Genomic DNA, 17518 nt, shown 5'->3' with positions numbered 1-17518 from the left:
CTGCGGTATTCGGGGTCGGTCGGAAGGCTAAAGTTTCCGGCCGGCATGTTTCCCAGCATGGATCGCCCTGGCGAGTTCGAATACTGACATGGCATAAAAGGTGCTGCGGTTGTAGCGCGTGATGACATAAAAATTCTTGAAGCCCAGCCATAGCTGGCGCTTGCCTTGATCGTTCAGTTCTATCAGCGCGGCCAGGGATTCATCCGGGGGGGCGGTATTTATCGGGATAATACCCGCCTGGCGCAGGCGGGCGACCGAATAGGACGGTTCTATGCCCGCGTCCAGAAACGCCTGCAGTGCTTCAGTGGTTGCGCGCGCGCGGATGGCTATCGGTTCGTTGGGCCGCCATCCATATGCCTTGAGATAGTTGGCAACACTGCCGATCGCATCGACCGCATTGTTGGCCAAATCGATCTGTCCGTCGCCATCAAAATCCACCGCATAGCGCCGATAACTGCCTGGCATGAACTGGGGTACGCCGATGGCCCCCGCATAGGAGCCTTTGATGCCAAACAGATCGAACCCCTGCTCTTTCGCCAGCAGCAGATAGTGCTCCAACTCCTCCCGAAAGAAATCGGCCCGCCGGGGAAAGTCAAAAGCCAGGGTGGTCAATGCATCGATGACGCGATGGTTGCCGGTCGTGGCACCGTAGGACGTTTCGATGCCGATAATCGCCACAATGATTTCTTCGGGGACACCATAGATTTTACTGGCCCGCGCCAGATCCTGGGCATGGGTATTCCAGAAATCGACTCCTCCCTTGATGCGCTGGGCATTGACAAACCGGCCACGATATTCGTTCCAGGATATGGCCGAGGCAGGCGCCGAGATCAGTTTCAGTACACTCGGCTGGAAACGCACCTGGCTGAATACCGTTTCAAGTTCGTTCCGGCTGAAATCATGGCGATTGGCCATCTCGGTAATGAAATCACCGATTTCCGGGCGCAAGCTGGATGCCGGCTGGGTGGCGCTGCAGGGGGTGGTCCCTGCGATAAGCATCATAACCCAAAGTAATGCGCTTATATGGTAGCTGGTTGGGTGCTGCAGCAAGAGGAATCGTTTCATACAAGAAAAATATCCAGAGTGTTTGATCACAAAATGCTTGGAAGAGGTTGACATGTCTGGTAATTAGATTTAATGTTCGCGTTTGTGTGAAAACCAGTCATTCACCCGTCTAGCGGGTTTATGTGCCCGACTATGGGAAAACAAAGCGTGCTTTAAAGTGAGTGTTGCGTTTCCACGGCCAGCTTTCCTTCGGTTCGGTTTTTCTATAGTATACAACCAATAATCCTGTTGTAAGCTTGCAGTACCTTCTACCGTCATTTTAACTCAGCAACTTTATTCGGTTTAATTGCCTGGTGCCGCCCGCGATGGCTGTCACGTGGCATCCATTTTTGAACCATCAAATATTTAAAGAGGATTTCATGAGCCAGCATGTTCACTACGTAACGGATGCAACTTTTGAAACAGAGGTATTACAGTCTTCCATTCCCGTGCTTGTTGATTATTGGGCGGAATGGTGTGGACCATGTAAAATGATTGCACCTATCCTCGATGAAATTGCAAATGAATACAGCGACCGGTTGAAAGTGGCCAAACTCAATATCGATGAGAATCAGGCAACGCCTCCGAAGTACGGAATTCGCGGTATTCCGACATTGATGCTGTTCAAGAACGGAAATATCGAGGCCACTAAGGTTGGCGCATTGTCAAAATCGCAATTGACGGCTTTTATTGACAGTCATCTATAAAAATTAATCTTCAGGCTTGCAAGTGCCGTCTAAAGCCGGATAAATCGTTAACAGTTTTCTATTCGGCTTCCCTTGTTTCACTCGCACACCCCTTCTATTTCCCCACTTCCTTAACATTCTGATTCCCAAGAGTATTTTCTATGCGCTTATCCGATTTAAAAAGCATTCATGTTTCTGAATTGGTGAAAATGGCAATTGCCAACGATATCGACGGTGCCAATCGTATGCGAAAACAGGATCTGGTTTTTGCATTGCTGAAAAACCAGGCGCGCAAAGGTGAAAGCATCTTTGGAGAAGGTACCCTGGAAGTTTTGCAAGACGGGTTTGGTTTCTTGCGTTCGCCCGATACCTCGTACCTTGCCGGGCCGGATGATATTTATATTTCACCGAGCCAGATCAGGCGCTTCAATCTGCATACGGGTGATTCCGTTGATGGTGAAATTCGTCCTCCCAAGGAGGGTGAGCGTTATTTTGCGTTGGTGAAGATCGACAGGGTCAACAATGAGCCGCCGGAGAATTCCAAGCGCAAAATATTATTCGAAAACCTGACACCGCTTTTTCCGACCGAACGCTTGACGTTGGAGCGGGACATCAAGTCTGAAGAAAACATAACCGGCCGGGTCATCGATTTGGTTGCCCCGATCGGTAAAGGACAGCGTGGCCTGCTGGTTGCCAGCCCCAAATCCGGTAAGACCGTCATGCTGCAGCATATCGCGCATTCTATCGCAGCCAATCATCCGGATGTCGTGTTGATGGTATTGCTGATCGACGAGCGTCCCGAAGAAGTCACGGAAATGATTCGTTCCGTCAAAGGCGAAGTCGTGTCTTCCACTTTTGACGAATCGGCCACTCGTCATGTACAGGTGGCGGATATGGTCATCGAGAAGGCGAAGCGACTGGTTGAGCACAAAAAAGACGTCGTGATCCTGCTCGATTCGATTACTCGCCTGGCGCGTGCTTATAACACAGTCGTACCTGCATCCGGAAAAGTGCTGACGGGTGGGGTAGATGCCAATGCATTGCAACGTCCGAAACGCTTTTTCGGTGCCGCCCGCAATATCGAAGAGGGGGGCTCGCTTACAATTATCGCCACTGCCCTGGTGGATACCGGTTCGCGTATGGATGACGTGATCTATGAGGAATTCAAGGGGACGGGCAATATGGAAATCCACCTTGACCGGCGTATGGCGGAAAAACGGATTTATCCGGCAATCAATGTGAATCGCTCCGGGACGCGCCGGGAAGAATTGCTTATCCCGCAAGAGATGCTCCAGAAAATCTGGATTCTCCGCAAGCTGCTTTATCCCATGGATGAAATGGACGCGATGTCCTTCCTGCTGGATAAGATCAAGGCAACCAAAAACAACGCCGATTTCTTTGATTCGATGCGGCGTGTGTAATGGCATTGCCATGACAGGTGGCCTCAATTCAGCGTTTTGCCCCGGCAGGGTCAATACTGAGTTGCAGTGCTTTGTATATTAAGTGATAATAACGGGCTTAGAAAATCTCGGCTCTGATAAGGATAGAAAATGAAGGCAGGAATCCATCCAGATTACCATGAAATAACTGTAACATGCAGTTGTGGCAACGAGTTCAAGACTAGATCGACTCTCAACAAGCCATTGCATATTGAAGTATGCTCGTCCTGCCACCCTTTTTACACAGGTAAGCAAAAGATTGTGGATACCGCAGGAAGGGTGGAGAAATTCAATCAGAAGTATGGCAAGCATTTCCAGAAACAAGCCTCTTCCTGACCTGATAACGGCATTACTGTTTCATATATTACGCAATGCAAACAGGCTGTTCCCGACCGGAACAGCCTGTTTGCATTTATACATTGACCGCGCTGCAAGTATGTCCGAACCCGGGAGATGACGCGCTGAGTCTGCCCGGGAGATTGCCCATACCATGAAATTCACGACAAAATTATTGATCTGGATGCTTGCCGGGTTTGTGCTCGGCAGCGCGATCAATCTTTTCCTTGGTGAAGCGGCCGTTGTTCAGGAATACCTTGTCAATGGCCTGTTTCATGCGATCGGTGCGCTTTTCATCAATCTCTTGAAAATGCTGGTCGTTCCATTGGTCACTTTTTCCCTGATCAGCGGTGTGTGCGCGATTGGCGATATTCATAAACTGGGCAGGATCGGTTTTAAAGCTTTCTTGTTGTTCATTCTGACAACTGCGCTCGCGATTACGTTGGCCATCGGGACGGCCCTGGTCTTCGAGCCAGGCAAGGATTTCAATCTTGAAACACATCTGCCTGCGGAAGTCGAGATAACAGTACCCCATTCGCTGATCGAGACCTTGATCGATATCGTACCGCATAACCCGGTGGAGGCGTTTGCAACCGGTAACATGTTGCAAATCATTTTCTTTTCAGTGTTGTTTGCAACCGGCCTGGTTATGTTGGGTGAACGCGGCCGGCTGATGGTGGAAATATTCGACAAGCTGAACGAGGTGATGATGCAGGTTGTCAGGCTCGTCATGCAGACCGCGCCCTACGGTATATTTGCGCTGATGGCCAAAACTTTTGCCTCACACGGCCCCGGGTTGATCTTGCCGATGATCAGTTACTTCGGTGTCGTGATCATGGTATTGATGGTCCATGCGTTGGGTGTGCTCATGCTGCTGCTGAAGCTGCTGGGGCGTGTCAATCCATGGGTGTTTCTGCGCAAAATCCGGGCTGCTCAGATTTTCGCTTTTGGTACGGCAAGTTCCAATGCAACCATCCCGGTCACGCTCGATGTGGTTGAAAGGCGTATCGGGGTCGAGAACTCGATTGCCTCATTCGTCATTCCCTTTGGCGCGACTATCAATATGGATGGCACAGCCATCATGCAGGGGGTTGCAACGATTTTTATCGCCAATGTCTATGGCGTCGAGATGGGTATGAGCGGTTATCTGACCATCATTCTCATGACAGTGGTCGCTTCGATTGGCACAGCAGGTGTGCCGGGAGTGGGGCTGATCATGCTTGCCATGGTTTTCAATCAGGTGGGGCTGCCGATCGAGGGGATCGCACTCATCATGGGTGTTGACCGCTTGCTGGATATGTTGAGGACCGGTGTGAATGTCACGGGTGATGCGGTCGTGGCAACCATCGTCGCACGCAGTGAGAACGGGCTTTCCTTGCCTACCTTTTACGACGCCAATTCAGAGGCTGCTGATGCTCTGGCCTCGTCACACAAGTCGTGACATGCGCAGCGGGTGGGCGACCTATTTTTCTTTGGCTGCCGCGCGCGCATACAATGCATGATGTGCCTCGCTGCAAAAATATTGGCCGTGTCCGGTAACGCTTTCACTCTTCGGCAAATGTACATCGCAGTAGGCACAACGTACCATGTCCTCGATGACTTTTTGCTCGCTCCTGGGCGGTTGTCTTGCCGCGCGCTGGAATCGTTTGACCAGCCAGAAGACCACAAAAATCAACGCGATTAACAGCATCCACTTGCTTATCATGGCCGGTTCGCTACCCTTGTCCTGATGGGCCTGGGAAGGCCCGGGGCGTGGTGGTCCACGGGCTAATGTTTGTGCTCGTATTCCACCACATGAAAAAACTTTTCGTCCTTGCGTATCATGCCGAGCTCGCTGCGGGCGAGTTCCTCAATGGCATCCAGCCCTTTCTTGAGATTGTTGACTTCCGCTTCCAGCACGGTGTTTCTGGTTTGCAGTTTCTGGTTGTCTGCTTGTAACGCGGAAACTTGCCTGTTCATTTCCATTACCTGCAGCCAACCACCCTTGCCGGTCCACAAAGGAAATTGTGCCAACACGATCATCGTGGTGAGCAAAATGGCCACCATTTTCATGGTTTCAATTGATAAAACGCGGATCTCCCGGCGTATTGTGCGATATCGCCAAGGTCTTCCTCAATACGCAGCAGCTGGTTGTATTTGGCCAGCCGGTCGGAACGGGAGAGTGAGCCGGTTTTGATTTGCAGGGTATTGGTTGCCACTGCAATGTCGGCGATAGTGGTGTCTTCGGTCTCGCCGGAGCGATGCGATATCACCGCCGTATAACCTGCGCATTTTGCTGTTTCGATGGCGTTGAATGTTTCTGTCAACGTGCCGATCTGGTTGACCTTAATCAGGATGGAGTTGGCCGCGCCCTGGTCGATACCTTCTCTCAATATTTTGGTGTTGGTCACGAAAATGTCGTCCCCTACGAGCTGTACGGTTTTGCCCAGCCGGTCGGTCAACAGCTTCCAGCCTGCCCAATCCTGCTCGCTCATGCCATCTTCGATGCTGATGATGGGGTATTTATCCACCCAGGTCGCCAGATAATCGACAAACTGTGCTGCAGTCAAGCTGAGCCCTTCCGATGCCAGATGGTACTTGCCGTCCCGGTAAAACTCCGAGCTGGCGCAATCGATCCCAATGGCAACATCCGAGCCGGGTAAATATCCCGCTTCGTCAATGGCCTGGACGATCAGGCTGAGCGCTTCTTCGTGATGGGCAAAGTTGGGAGCAAAGCCGCCTTCATCGCCAACAGTAGTCGGGATATTTTTCTTGTGGAGCAGCGTTCTCAGTGTGCTGAATATTTCCGCCCCGCAGCGGACCGCTTCCCGCATGCTTTGCATGCCGAGCGGAATGATCATGAATTCCTGCATATCCAGACTGTTATTGGCATGTGCGCCACCGTTGATCAAATTCATCATGGGTACTGGCAGCCATTTCGCATTGACGCCTCCCAGGTATCGATACAGCGGCAGGCTGGATTCCTCGGCGGCGGCCCTGGCTACCGCCATTGAAACAGCCAGGATCGCATTGGCGCCCAGTCTGGATTTGTTCTCGGTGCCATCGAGCTCGATCAGCGTTTTGTCGATAAAACATTGTTCCACAGCATCCAGGCCCATGATCGTTTCGGCAATGTCGGTATTGACGCTTTCAACCGCCTTCAATACACCTTTGCCGTGATAACGCTGGTTATCGCCATCGCGCAGCTCAACGGCCTCGCGTGTGCCAACAGAGGCGCCGGAAGGGACCGAGGCGCGTCCCAGTACGCCAGATTCGAGCAATACATCGGCTTCTATCGTCGGGTTGCCGCGAGAATCAATAATTTCACGGGCGATTACATCTACAATTGCACTCATGCTACCTTCCTTGTGTTGTTCGTTAGTGTGATCTGTGAAGCGGTTCTGTGTGTTTCTGTGTGTATCAGCCTGGCAAGGCGATTGGGTTCAATCAATCCGCGCTGCCGACGGTAATATTTCTTGATTCATCGGATTCCTGAGGCTTCGGGCGATTGGATTTAGCGGCAAAATTGATGGCAGCCTTGATATAGCTTTTGAATAAGGGATGACCATTGCGCGGCGTTGAAGTGAATTCAGGATGAAACTGGCAGGCGACAAACCAGGGGTGGTCGGACTGCGGCAGTTCGATCATTTCGCACAGGTCGTCTTGGGCAGATAATCCGCTGATGATCAATCCCCCTTGCTCCAGTGTCGGAATGAATTCGGCATTGACTTCATAGCGATGACGATGGCGCTCGACGATCTTATCCGACTTGTAGATTTTGTGGGCCAGTGTATTCGGTTTCAGCAGGCATTCCTGTCCACCCAGGCGCATGGTTCCACCCAGATCGGTTTTGGCGGAACGCTGTTCGACACGTCCGCAGCGATCACGCCACTCGGTGATCAGGCCCAGCACCGGGTAGGGGGTGTCCGGGTCAAATTCCGTGCTGTGGGCTTTTTCCAGCTTCAGCTGATTGCGCGCGAATTCGACAACGGCCAATTGCATGCCCAGACAGATGCCCAGGTAAGGCACCTGATGGGTACGGGCGTAATGGACCGCCATGATCTTGCCTTCCACTCCGCGCTTACCGAATCCCCCCGGCACCAGAATCGCATCCTTGTCAGCCAGGCAATCGGTGCCATGCTGTTCGATGTCCTCGGAATCCACATAGCATATATCTATCTTGCTGCGTGTATGAATGCCGGCATGTATCAGTGCTTCCGATAGCGATTTGTAGGATTCGGTCAGGTCAACATATTTGCCCACGAGCGCAATCGAGACCCGGTGCTCGGGGTGTTCCAGTGCGTGAACCAGTTTTTTCCAGGCGGAGAGCTTGGCGGGTTTGGCTAGGATGTCCAGCTTGTGGCACACAATTTCATCGAGCATTTGTTCATGCAATAACGCTGGAATCTTGTAGATGCTGTCGACATCCAGGGCGGTGATCACCGCTTCTTCGCGCACATTGGTGAACAAGGCGATTTTTCGGCGTTCCTCGAGCGGTAACGGGCGATCGGAGCGGCATAGCAATACATCGGGTTGAATCCCGATTTCCCGCAGCTCCTTAACCGAATGCTGGGTCGGTTTGGTTTTCAGTTCGCCCGCCGAGCTGATGTAGGGCAGCAGCGTCAAGTGAATGAAACAGGTATCCTGGCGAGGCAGCTGCACGGACATCTGGCGGATGGCCTCCAGAAAAGGCAGGGATTCGATATCGCCAACCGTGCCGCCGATTTCCACAATGGCAACCTGCGCATCGCCGACGCCATTGCGGATGAACAGCTTGATTTCATCGGTGATATGTGGAATAACCTGCACCGTGCCGCCCAGGTAATCCCCGCGGCGTTCCTTGCGAATCACGCTTTCGTAAATCTGCCCGGTTGTGAAATTGTTGCGCCGGGTCATTTTGGTGCTGATGAAACGCTCGTAATGGCCGAGATCAAGATCGGTTTCGGCGCCATCATCCGTCACAAACACTTCTCCGTGTTGGAACGGATTCATGGTGCCCGGATCGACATTGATATAAGGATCCAGTTTGAGCATGGTTACCTTGATGCCACGGGTTTCGAGCAGTGCCGCCAGTGAGGCTGCGGCTATGCCCTTGCCCAGGGAAGAAACCACGCCGCCTGTCACAAAGACATATTTGGTCATGGGAGATTATATTAGCTTAATTAATATGTCTAAACAATGAAGTGTATTAGGTCTAAAAAGGGTTTATTCGGTCCCTGCAAAGTTGTATCCCCACAGGGAACAGATTACACTAGGTAATCATCGCAGTCTTTTCACCGATAAAACGAGCCTGGTTGAATGTTATGGAAGCACAATTCCCAGAAAAGCAACGTCCAAAATTTTTGAATTTGCTGCAAATCAAGCAGCCTCTTCCCGCTATCGTCTCCATTTTGCACCGTATCAGTGGTGTGCTGCTGTTCTTCCCCGGCATTCCACTTATGCTGTATGGCTTGCAAATGGCATTGCAGTCGCCGGAGTCGTTTGCTGATTTGCAATCGAATCTCGCGCACCCGCTGGGTAAATTTTTTTTGATCCTGGCATCATGGTTTTTTCTGCATCATCTGTGCGCGGGCATTCGTCATTTGGCGCTTGACCTGGACTGCGGTCTGCAACTGCAGTCCGCGCGCTTGAACAGCAAACTGGTTCTGGCCGCGGGGCTTATTTTAACAGTATTGATCGGGATTTGGTTATGGTAAGACCGGCAAAACGGGTCGTCACCGGCGCACACTACGGCTTGCGCGACTGGCTTGTGCAACGCGTCACGGCAGTGCTGATGGGGCTTTATACCGGATGGCTGGTGATGCTCGTCATTTTTCATCAGCCTGCTGATTATGAGGCCTTCAGGTCGCTCTTTGCCGGTCAGTGGATGAAAATCGCGTCTTTCGTATTTTTTGCCAGCCTGTGCTGGCATGCCTGGGTGGGGGTGCGCAACGTATTAATGGATTATGTCCATCCCATCGCGATTCGTTTGACGCTGCAGATAGCCTGCATTGTGGCATTGTTTACTTATCTCGTATGGTTTGTAGTGATTTTGTGGAGTTGACTTGGACGTTACCAAAAGAAAATTTGATGTAGTCATCGTCGGCGCGGGAGGCGCCGGCATGCGCGCCGCCTTGCAGCTGTCCGAAGCAGGACTCAAGGTTGCCGTTTTATCCAAAGTATTTCCAACTCGGTCACATACAGTGGCCGCCCAGGGGGGGATTGCCGCTTCGCTGGGTAACGTGACCGAAGATAACTGGCACTGGCATATGTACGATACGGTCAAGGGCTCCGATTACCTCGGCGATCAGGATGCGATCGAATTCATGTGCCGCCAGGCGCCGGGCGTGGTCTACGAACTGGAGCATTTTGGGATGCCGTTCGACCGGCTCGAGAATGGCAAAATTTATCAGCGTCCGTTCGGCGGGCAATCGCAGCATTTTGGCGGCGCGCAGGCTGCCCGCTCCTGTGCGGTGGCCGACCGGACCGGCCATGCCATGCTGCACACCCTGTACCAGCGCAATGTCAGTGTCAATACCCAATTCTTTGTGGAGTGGCTGGGGCTGGATCTGATCCGCGATCAGCAGGGCGAAGTGCTGGGGGTCACTGCTCTGGAAATGGAAACAGGCGCAGTCATGATCTTGCAGGCACGGGCCACTCTGCTGGCGACAGGCGGTGCCGGGCAGATTTTCGAGGCGAGCACCAATGCCTTTATCAATACCGGCGATGGCTTGGGGATGGTGGCACGCTCGGGCATTCCGTTGGAGGACATGGAGTTCTGGCAATTTCATCCAACCGGTGTTTACGGCGCAGGTGTGCTGATCAGTGAAGCGGTGCGGGGAGAGGGCGGATACTTGCTGAATGCGGCAGGCGAGCGTTTCATGGAGCGCTATGCGCCGAACGCCAAGGATCTCGCCAGCCGTGATGTCGTCTCGCGTGCGTTGACGACTGAAATCAGGCAGGGGCGTGGCTGCGGCCCGGACGGCGACCATATGCTGCTGAAACTGGATCATTTGGGGGCGGATGTGATCAAATCGCGCCTGCCCGGCATACGTGAGATCGCGATGAAATTTGCGCATGTCGATCCGATCCAAGAACCCATTCCGGTCGTGCCTACCGCACATTACATGATGGGCGGCATTCCTACCAATTATTATGGCCAGGTGGTCGCGCCTTACAAGACCGGACCCGAAGAGGTGGTGCCGGGTCTGTATGCCGTGGGTGAATGCGCCTGTGTTTCGGTGCATGGCGCAAACCGTCTAGGGACCAATTCTCTGCTCGATATCGTGGTGTTCGGGCGTGCGGCAGGCAATCAAATCATCGAGGATCTGAACAAAAACAACCACCACAAGCCCTTGCCGCTGGATGCAGCGGAGCAGACGCTCGCCAGACTGACGCGCCTGGAAACTCAGAAGGATGGTGAGGATGTGGCGGAAACAGGGGCAGCATTGCGCAAGACCATGCAGAACTATTGCGGTGTCTTCCGTTTTCCGGATGTGCTCAGGCAGGGGGTGGAAAAGATCAACGAAGTCGCTGCGCGTGTCAGGCAAACCGAAATCCGTGACAAAAGCCGGGTATTCAACACGGCCAGAATCGAAGCGTTGGAGCTCGACAACTTGATCGAGGTGGCCATAGCCACCATGGTTTCAGCCGAGGCGCGCCTAGAAAGCCGCGGCGCCCATGCGCGCGAGGATTTTCCCGAGCGGGATGATCGTAAATGGCTGAAACACTCTCTGTATTTTAGTCAGGATCAACGGCTGGATTACAAGCCCGTGCGGCTGAAACCGATATCCGTGGAATCTTTCCCGCCCAAGGCGAGAACATATTGAGTGAAATAGCGCTTAAAATTATGTACCCTTACGGGTTTGCCCAGCAATCAATGCCTGCAAACCCCAATCGCTCAATAGAAAGAGGTAATTCCAAATCATGAAACCTTTAGAACGCATGTCACCTGTATTTTTTACCCGATTGAAACGGCTGTGTCTGGTCAGTGCGCTGGTGTGGTTTTCCGTTCTCGCTTCGTTGGCGTTTGCGGATGCGGATAGCGAGATTGATTTTCTCAAGGCTGCCTTGACAGGCGATGCGGCAGTGGTGGAAAAACTGCTGGATGAGCAAGTCAAAATTGACTTACAGAACCCGGATGGATTCACTGCCCTGGCAGTTGCCGCGCAGAATGGCCATACCGATGTGGTCAAATTGCTGTTGGCACGTGAGGCCACGGTTGACCTGGCCAATATTCAGGGCGGCACACCTTTGCTGCTGGCCACCAAGAATGGTCATGGCGCAATCGTCGATACCTTGCTGGCTAAAGGCGCTGACCCCAACCTGCAGGACAAGAATGGCCTGACACCCCTGATGCTGGCCGCCGTCAAGGGTCATGCCGAAATTGTCACGGCGCTGTTAAAGCAAAATGCCCAGCCCGATCTGCAAAGTGGGAATCAGGTCACGGCCTTGCATCTGGCGGCGCAGAACGGTCATCTTGAGATTGTCGAGGCCCTGCTGGCCAAAGGCGCAAAGCCTGATCTGCAGGATGCCAATGGCGCTTCCGCGTTGATTCTGGCCGCGCTCTCCGGCCATTTGCCCGTAGTCGAGATATTGCTGGCGCATGATGCCCAGCCCGATCTGAAAGCGACCAACGATTTCACCGCGCTGATTCTGGCTGCGCAGAATGGCCATCTTGAAATCATCAAGCTGCTGCTTGACAAGGGGGCCCATATCGATATGCAGAACCAGGATGGTGTGACAGCATTGATGTGGGCAGCATTGCACGAGCATGTCGAGACAGTCGAGTTGCTGTTGGCGCGGGGAGCAGATATCGCCATCAAGAGCGCCAGCGACAAGACCGCGCTTGATATTGCCAAAGATCCAGCCATCATCGAGCTGCTCAAAGCCGCTGGAAATCCATAACTGCCGTTGACCTGAGCCGGTAAGGAATCGTTCCTTCCGGCCGGTGGTGGACAACAGATGTCCGGCATCATGCAGCAGGCGATCATCGAAGGGGCGGGCGGGAGCGTCTGTCCGGTCAACGTTGCTATTGGTTTCTTCAATGGATTTATGCGCAGACGCTCGATTTGTCCATATTTCAGTCAACCATGTGGGCAGTATCGTTCGTGCTTTCTTCTTAACCTGATACCAATTAGACAAATTTTGCATGAGTGTTGCCAACAAGTCCATGGCGAAGAAATCCGCCAGCAATCCCTTGCCGCCCAGAATCAGCCGGTTGCTGCGCGAGGCGGTCTCGTTGATTCTGGGCGGGATCGCACTTTATCTGGCCTTGATTTTAATCAGTTTCGATCATACCGATCCAGGGTGGTCGCGCAGCGCAGCGAGTCAGCAAGTCGGTAATGCCGGCGGGAGCGCGGGCGCCTGGCTATCCGATTTGCTGCTTTACTTGTTTGGTGTTTCAGCCTGGTGGTGGGTGGTCTTTTTTCTGGCGGCTGTGTGGTGGAGTTATCGCCGCATCGATATCGCCAGTGTATTTGACCCACGTGCGCTGCTGGTGTCTTTCACAGGATTTGTAACGTTGCTGGTCGCCAGCAGCGGTATCGAGTCGCTGCGTTTTCATACCCTCAAAGCACCGTTGCCGCTCGCGCCAGGCGGCATATTGGGTGAAGTGCTCAGCAAGCAGCTGTCATTGGTGCTCGGGTTCACCGGCACGACACTTGGCCTGGTGATCCTGCTTGCGATCGGATTGAGCCTGTTCTCGGGACTGTCATGGGTGCGTCTGTCTGAAAAAATCGGGACTGCTATCGAAACGGCATGTCTCGCTCTGAAGGATAAGTGGGTGGTCTGGCAGGACGGGCGGGCCGGTATGGCTTCGACTCAGCAGCGGGAAGTGCATGTCGAGGAAATCAAAAAACAGCTTTTGCCGCAAACCCCGCTGCATATCGAAATGCCGGAGACGGCGATTCAAAAATCCCCGCGCGTCAGCAAGGAAAAGCATATTCCCCTGTTTTCCGATGTTGTGGATTCGCCCCTGCCGCCGCTTTATTTGCTGGACGAGCCGGACAAGAACGTGGAAGTGCTGTCGAGTGACACACTTGAGTTCACTTCGCGCCTGATCGAACGCAAACTGCTGGAGTTCGGCGTGGAAGTGAAGGTTGTGGCGGCTTATCCGGGACCGGTGATCACGCGCTATGAAATCGAGCCGGCAGTCGGGGTCAAGGGCAACCAAATCGTGAACTTGGTCAGGGATCTGGCGCGTGCGCTGACTGTGGCCAGCATTCGCGTCGTGGAGACGATTCCGGGCAAGACCACGATGGGGCTGGAAATCCCCAACCCGAAACGGCAAGTGGTGCGTTTGCATGAAATCCTGGCATCCAAGGTTTATGCCGACCATGCCTCTCCTCTGACGATAGCGCTCGGCAAGGATATCAGCGGCCGGCCGATTGTCTCGGATCTCGCCAAAATGCCGCATGCGCTGGTGGCTGGCACGACCGGCTCCGGTAAATCGGTGGCGATCAATGCCGTGATTCTGAGCCTGGTCTACAAGGCGCCTCCAGAAACGGTCCGCCTGATCCTGATTGATCCCAAAATGCTGGAATTGTCTGTCTATGAAGGCATTCCACATTTGCTGACTTCGGTCGTCACGGATATGCGCGATGCAGCCAGCGCCCTCAACTGGTGCGTGGCTGAAATGGAGCGGCGCTACAAACTGATGTCGGCACTGGGTGTGCGCAATCTGGCCGGTTACAACCAGAAAGTGCGTGAGGCCATCAAAAAAGAGGAGCCTCTGACCAATCCGCTCAGCACCACGCCTGATTCGCCCGAATTGCTGGAGGAAATCCCATTGATCGTGGTGGTGATCGACGAGCTTGCCGACCTGATGATGATCGTCGGCAAGAAAGTTGAGAAACTGATTGCGCGGCTGGCGCAAAAGGCGCGTGCCGCAGGCATCCATCTGCTGCTGGCTACTCAGCGGCCGTCGGTCGATGTCATCACCGGCCTGATCAAGGCCAATATTCCGACCCGGATCGCATTCCAGGTTTCCAGCAAGATCGATTCACGCACCATCCTTGATCAAATGGGTGCGGAAGCCTTGTTGGGGCAGGGGGATATGCTCTACCTGCCCCCAGGCAGCGGCTATCCGCAGCGTGTCCATGGCGCGTTTGTGGCCGATCATGAAGTGCATAAAGTCGTGGAGTATCTCAAAGAGCATGGTGAGGCACGTTACGTCGAGGAAATTCTCCAGGCGGGCGATGAGGATGGGCTCGCTGGCGACAACGGTGCAGGTGAAAACGGCAAGTCGGGCGGGGGCGAGTCCGATCCGCTCTACGACGAAGCGGTCAGCATCGTGGTCAAGTCGCGCCGCGCCTCGATTTCGCTGGTGCAGCGGCAGCTGCGCATTGGCTACAACCGGGCTGCTCGCTTGATCGAAGAGATGGAGCGCGCCGGATTGGTTTCCAGCATGCAAAGCAATGGCAACCGGGAAGTGTTGGCCCCCAAGCGGGATGAATGAACAGTCCCCCGGCAATGCGGTACACTGTTTTTCATTTATCTCAATAGGTCCAATCGTTATGTTCCGTTTTATTTTTACGCTGGGATTGCTGGCTTGTCTCTGGGTGCCGCAGGCGCAGGCGGCCGCAATCGGCAGTCTCAAGGCTTTCGTCGAGCAGGTGCAGACCTTTCGTGCTGACTTTTCCCAGACTGTGCTCGATCGCAATCTGCGGGTGATTCAGAAAGCCAGTGGCAGCATGATGTTCGAGCGGCCCGGCAAGTTTCGCTGGGCTTATGAGCAGCCCCACCAGCAATTGATTGTTGGCGATGGCGAGCGGGTATGGTTCTATGATCAGGATCTCGAACAGGTCACAGTGCGTCAGCTCGATCTCGCCCTGGGGAGCACACCGGCTGCATTGCTGGCCGGGCACAATGCGATTGAGCGCGATTTTGATTTGCTGGAAATCGATACGCCGGAAGGGCCGCTTGAATGGCTGGAAGCCGTTCCCAAAAGCCGGGAAAGTGCGTTTGAGTTGATCCGGCTGGGATTCTCGCCCGCCGGCATGCTGCGCGAAATGGTGCTGCGCGACAGCTTTGGCCAGGTTACCTGGCTGATATTTTCCCAAGCAGAGCACAATCCTGTGCTGGCCCCCGATTTGTTTCAATTTACGCCGCCGCCGGGCGCAGACGTCATCAGTGACTGAATTTCCTGAGCACCACAACAGCCCGCTCGCGCCCATGGCGGAGCGGCTGCGCCCCCACACACTGGCGGAGGTGATCGGTCAGCCGCATTTGCTTGGCCCCGGCAAGCCGCTGCAGCTCGCTTTTGAGTCGGGAAAACCACATTCGATGATCCTGTGGGGGCCGCCGGGGAGTGGCAAAACAACCCTGGCGAGACTCATGGCGCATGCCTTCGATGCCGAATTTATCGCCATTTCCGCCGTGCTGTCCGGGGTAAAGGACATCCGCGAAGCCATCGAACGCGCCCAGGCCGTGCTGCAGCGCACTGGCCGCCCGACGATATTGTTCGTGGATGAAGTGCATCGTTTCAACAAAGCGCAGCAGGATGCATTTCTGCCTTATGTCGAGCAAGGGTTGATCACCTTCATCGGCGCCACTACCGAAAATCCTTCGTTTGAAGTCAACAGCGCCCTGCTGTCACGCGCGCAGGTTTATGCCTTGACGGCACTGTCCGAAGCAGAATTGGCGCAACTGTTCGAGCGGGCCCGTGCCACCGCCTTGCCAGATTTGGAATTCACCCAGGAAGCGATTGATCTGCTGATTGCATTTGCCGACGGCGATGCGCGCCGCTTGCTGAACTTGCTGGAACAAACCCAGCATGCCGCTGAAACCGAAAAAATCGCGGCTATCGATGGCGATTACCTGCGTAAGATCCTGTCACGCAATGCACGCAAATTTGACAAAGGCGGCGATGCCTTCTATGACCAGATATCAGCCTTGCATAAGTCCATCCGCGGCTCTTCGCCCGATGCTGCACTTTACTGGTTGTGCCGTATGCTCGACGGCGGCGCCGATCCGCGTTACATCGGCAGACGGCTGATTCGTACCGCCGTGGAGGATATCGGCCTGGCCGATCCGCGCGCGCTGCCCCTGGCGCTGGATGCCTGTGAGACCTTTGAGCGGCTCGGCAGTCCGGAAGGCGAACTCGCACTCGCCCAGGCAGCGCTTTATCTAGCCTGCGCGCCCAAAAGCAATGCGGCCTATCTCGCCTATAAAAAAGCCCGTGCATACATCGCGCAGGATGCTTCCCGTGCCGTTCCCGTTCACTTGCGCAACGCACCGACCCGGCTCATGAAGGAAATGGGCTATGGTAAAGCCTATCGCTATGCCCATGATGAACCCGGCGCCTATGCAGCAGGCGAGAATTATTTGCCCGAAGGCTTGCCCGAGACCCGGTTCTACCAGCCGACCTCACATGGACTGGAGGCCAAAATAGCCGAGAAACTCGCACATTTGCGCGAACTGGATGCAAAAGCAGCCAAGCGGGCCTCACCTGATGGCGTGGCCAAGAGAAAGGACTGATGCGCCTCGTGTAATGGTGCGGGTATGCCACTTTGTTCAGACTAAAACGCGTGGGGTGCATTTTATGCACCGAACAACCCTCAAACCAAGCGACTCTGATCGTTCCCGAGTTCCCGCAGTACTACCAAAACGCCTGAATCAGGCTCGCGTCGGTTTGGAACGCAGACTCCAGTCTTTCAATCCGCGCGCTGCGGCACACACAATTACTTTGACTAACAGTGTTGCTCAGATTGCTCGAATAAGGTTTCTCCTGCCTTTTTGTTGATCATGATATTGTCTACTAATGGCAAAAAGACGCTACATTAATCCAGAATGCTCAATTTCCAGACAAAACTTCTAAGCCGCGCTGATGGCGCAGGGCTTTTCGAGGAAATTGTGCTGAACTGGGGTATACGACGAGCCCACCCAGGGTTCTGGGATATATTGCACGATATTACTGTCTGGCAGAAGGCTTAGCAGCCTTTGTCAGCACAGTGGTTCCTTTGAACTTTGCAATTCTTGGTCTTTTAATTTGAGGAACCTCTGAATAATGAGCCAATTTTCCTCGCTGGCAGTTGAAAGTCGAGGTTGTAATCG

At 53.8% G+C, this 17518-nt stretch carries 16 protein-coding genes; 11 read left to right on the top strand and 5 right to left on the bottom strand.

Going from position 1 to position 17518, the window contains the following annotated elements; genetic code table 11:
- Positions 1–27: 27 nt before the first annotated feature.
- Positions 28–999: a lytic murein transglycosylase B gene (gene mltB / locus ABTW62_RS11945; protein ID WP_430904811.1), complete on the bottom strand. Its 972-nt coding sequence runs from the start codon at positions 997–999 to the stop codon at positions 28–30.
- Positions 1000–1424: 425 nt separating this feature from the next.
- Here mltB and trxA point away from each other — a divergent pair, with 425 nt between their 5' ends.
- The 4 genes from trxA (at position 1425) to ABTW62_RS11925 (ending at position 4946) form a co-directional block, all read left to right on the top strand.
- Positions 1425–1751 carry a thioredoxin TrxA gene (gene trxA / locus ABTW62_RS11940; RefSeq protein ID WP_090414991.1) on the top strand — a complete coding sequence of 109 codons (327 nt, stop codon included), beginning with the start codon at positions 1425–1427 and terminating at the stop codon, positions 1749–1751.
- Positions 1752–1891: 140 nt separating this feature from the next.
- On the top strand, positions 1892–3151 hold the full coding sequence (gene rho, locus ABTW62_RS11935) for a transcription termination factor Rho (RefSeq protein WP_430904810.1): 1260 nt from the start codon (positions 1892–1894) through the stop codon (positions 3149–3151).
- Positions 3152–3280: 129 nt separating this feature from the next.
- The gene (gene rpmE / locus ABTW62_RS11930; RefSeq protein ID WP_430904809.1) at positions 3281–3505 is read left to right on the top strand and encodes a 50S ribosomal protein L31; all 225 of its coding nucleotides are present in this window, start codon (positions 3281–3283) and stop codon (positions 3503–3505) included.
- Positions 3506–3659: 154 nt separating this feature from the next.
- Positions 3660–4946 carry a dicarboxylate/amino acid:cation symporter gene (locus ABTW62_RS11925; RefSeq protein ID WP_430904808.1) on the top strand — a complete coding sequence of 429 codons (1287 nt, stop codon included), beginning with the start codon at positions 3660–3662 and terminating at the stop codon, positions 4944–4946.
- 21 nt (positions 4947–4967) lie between these two features.
- Here ABTW62_RS11925 and ABTW62_RS11920 read toward each other — a convergent pair whose 3' ends face one another.
- From ABTW62_RS11920 to ABTW62_RS11905, 4 genes are all read right to left on the bottom strand, one after another.
- Positions 4968–5210 (bottom strand): PP0621 family protein, encoded by a 243-nt coding sequence (locus ABTW62_RS11920; RefSeq protein WP_430904807.1) that lies wholly within the window; start codon positions 5208–5210, stop codon positions 4968–4970.
- Positions 5211–5272: 62 nt separating this feature from the next.
- The gene (gene ftsB, locus ABTW62_RS11915; protein WP_430904806.1) at positions 5273–5557 is read right to left on the bottom strand and encodes a cell division protein FtsB; all 285 of its coding nucleotides are present in this window, start codon (positions 5555–5557) and stop codon (positions 5273–5275) included.
- Positions 5554–6840 carry a phosphopyruvate hydratase gene (gene eno / locus ABTW62_RS11910; protein WP_430904805.1) on the bottom strand — a complete coding sequence of 429 codons (1287 nt, stop codon included), beginning with the start codon at positions 6838–6840 and terminating at the stop codon, positions 5554–5556. Before eno ends, ftsB begins: the two co-directional genes overlap by 4 nt.
- A 91-nt stretch (positions 6841–6931) precedes the next feature.
- Positions 6932–8626, bottom strand: a complete 1695-nt coding sequence (locus tag ABTW62_RS11905) for a CTP synthase (RefSeq protein WP_430904804.1) — start codon at positions 8624–8626, stop codon at positions 6932–6934.
- Positions 8627–8787: 161 nt separating this feature from the next.
- Here ABTW62_RS11905 and sdhC point away from each other — a divergent pair, with 161 nt between their 5' ends.
- The 7 genes from sdhC to ABTW62_RS11870 all read left to right on the top strand — a co-directional run bounded on the left by sdhC (position 8788) and on the right by ABTW62_RS11870 (position 16942).
- A complete protein-coding gene (sdhC, locus tag ABTW62_RS11900; protein ID WP_430904803.1) occupies positions 8788–9180 on the top strand; it encodes a succinate dehydrogenase, cytochrome b556 subunit in 393 nt (130 codons plus the stop codon).
- Entirely contained in the window at positions 9174–9527 is a 354-nt protein-coding gene (gene sdhD, locus ABTW62_RS11895) for a succinate dehydrogenase, hydrophobic membrane anchor protein (protein WP_430904802.1), read from the top strand. Before sdhC ends, sdhD begins: the two co-directional genes overlap by 7 nt.
- A 1-nt stretch (position 9528) precedes the next feature.
- Positions 9529–11292, top strand: coding sequence for a succinate dehydrogenase flavoprotein subunit (gene sdhA, locus ABTW62_RS11890; protein WP_430904801.1), 1764 nt, complete (start codon positions 9529–9531; stop codon positions 11290–11292).
- Between the two features lie 97 nt (positions 11293–11389).
- The gene (locus ABTW62_RS11885) at positions 11390–12370 is read left to right on the top strand and encodes an ankyrin repeat domain-containing protein (RefSeq protein ID WP_430904799.1); all 981 of its coding nucleotides are present in this window, start codon (positions 11390–11392) and stop codon (positions 12368–12370) included.
- A gap of 244 nt (positions 12371–12614) precedes the next feature.
- Positions 12615–14921: a DNA translocase FtsK gene (locus ABTW62_RS11880; protein WP_430904798.1), complete on the top strand. Its 2307-nt coding sequence runs from the start codon at positions 12615–12617 to the stop codon at positions 14919–14921.
- Between the two features lie 58 nt (positions 14922–14979).
- The gene (gene lolA, locus ABTW62_RS11875) at positions 14980–15603 is read left to right on the top strand and encodes an outer membrane lipoprotein chaperone LolA (RefSeq protein ID WP_430904797.1); all 624 of its coding nucleotides are present in this window, start codon (positions 14980–14982) and stop codon (positions 15601–15603) included.
- 34 nt (positions 15604–15637) lie between these two features.
- Entirely contained in the window at positions 15638–16942 is a 1305-nt protein-coding gene (locus ABTW62_RS11870) for a replication-associated recombination protein A (RefSeq protein ID WP_430904812.1), read from the top strand.
- The last annotated feature ends 576 nt before the right edge of the window (positions 16943–17518 follow it).

The organism is Nitrosomonas sp. ANs5 (genome assembly GCF_050584665.1).
Taxonomy (GTDB): Bacteria; Pseudomonadota; Gammaproteobacteria; order Burkholderiales; family Nitrosomonadaceae; genus Nitrosomonas.
The sequence above is the reverse complement of the archived record's forward strand: the minus strand, read 5'-3'. Positions and strand labels throughout refer to the sequence as shown.

Bases quoted from the DNA above. Each gene is read 5' to 3' on its own strand.
- ABTW62_RS11880 (WP_430904798.1), top strand. From the start codon at position 12,615: ATGAGTGTTGCCAACAAGTCCATGGCGAAGAAATCCGCCAGCAATCCC.
- mltB (WP_430904811.1), bottom strand. From the start codon at position 999: ATGCTTATCGCAGGGACCACCCCCTGCAGCGCCACCCAGCCGGCATCC.
- eno (WP_430904805.1), bottom strand. From the start codon at position 6,840: ATGAGTGCAATTGTAGATGTAATCGCCCGTGAAATTATTGATTCTCGC.
- rho (WP_430904810.1), top strand. From the start codon at position 1,892: ATGCGCTTATCCGATTTAAAAAGCATTCATGTTTCTGAATTGGTGAAA.
- ABTW62_RS11920 (WP_430904807.1), bottom strand. From the start codon at position 5,210: ATGATAAGCAAGTGGATGCTGTTAATCGCGTTGATTTTTGTGGTCTTC.
- sdhD (WP_430904802.1), top strand. From the start codon at position 9,174: ATGGTAAGACCGGCAAAACGGGTCGTCACCGGCGCACACTACGGCTTG.
- ftsB (WP_430904806.1), bottom strand. From the start codon at position 5,557: ATGAAAATGGTGGCCATTTTGCTCACCACGATGATCGTGTTGGCACAA.
- ABTW62_RS11905 (WP_430904804.1), bottom strand. From the start codon at position 8,626: ATGACCAAATATGTCTTTGTGACAGGCGGCGTGGTTTCTTCCCTGGGC.
- trxA (WP_090414991.1), top strand. From the start codon at position 1,425: ATGAGCCAGCATGTTCACTACGTAACGGATGCAACTTTTGAAACAGAG.
- sdhC (WP_430904803.1), top strand. From the start codon at position 8,788: ATGGAAGCACAATTCCCAGAAAAGCAACGTCCAAAATTTTTGAATTTG.
- rpmE (WP_430904809.1), top strand. From the start codon at position 3,281: ATGAAGGCAGGAATCCATCCAGATTACCATGAAATAACTGTAACATGC.
- ABTW62_RS11885 (WP_430904799.1), top strand. From the start codon at position 11,390: ATGAAACCTTTAGAACGCATGTCACCTGTATTTTTTACCCGATTGAAA.
- lolA (WP_430904797.1), top strand. From the start codon at position 14,980: ATGTTCCGTTTTATTTTTACGCTGGGATTGCTGGCTTGTCTCTGGGTG.
- ABTW62_RS11925 (WP_430904808.1), top strand. From the start codon at position 3,660: ATGAAATTCACGACAAAATTATTGATCTGGATGCTTGCCGGGTTTGTG.
- ABTW62_RS11870 (WP_430904812.1), top strand. From the start codon at position 15,638: ATGGCGGAGCGGCTGCGCCCCCACACACTGGCGGAGGTGATCGGTCAG.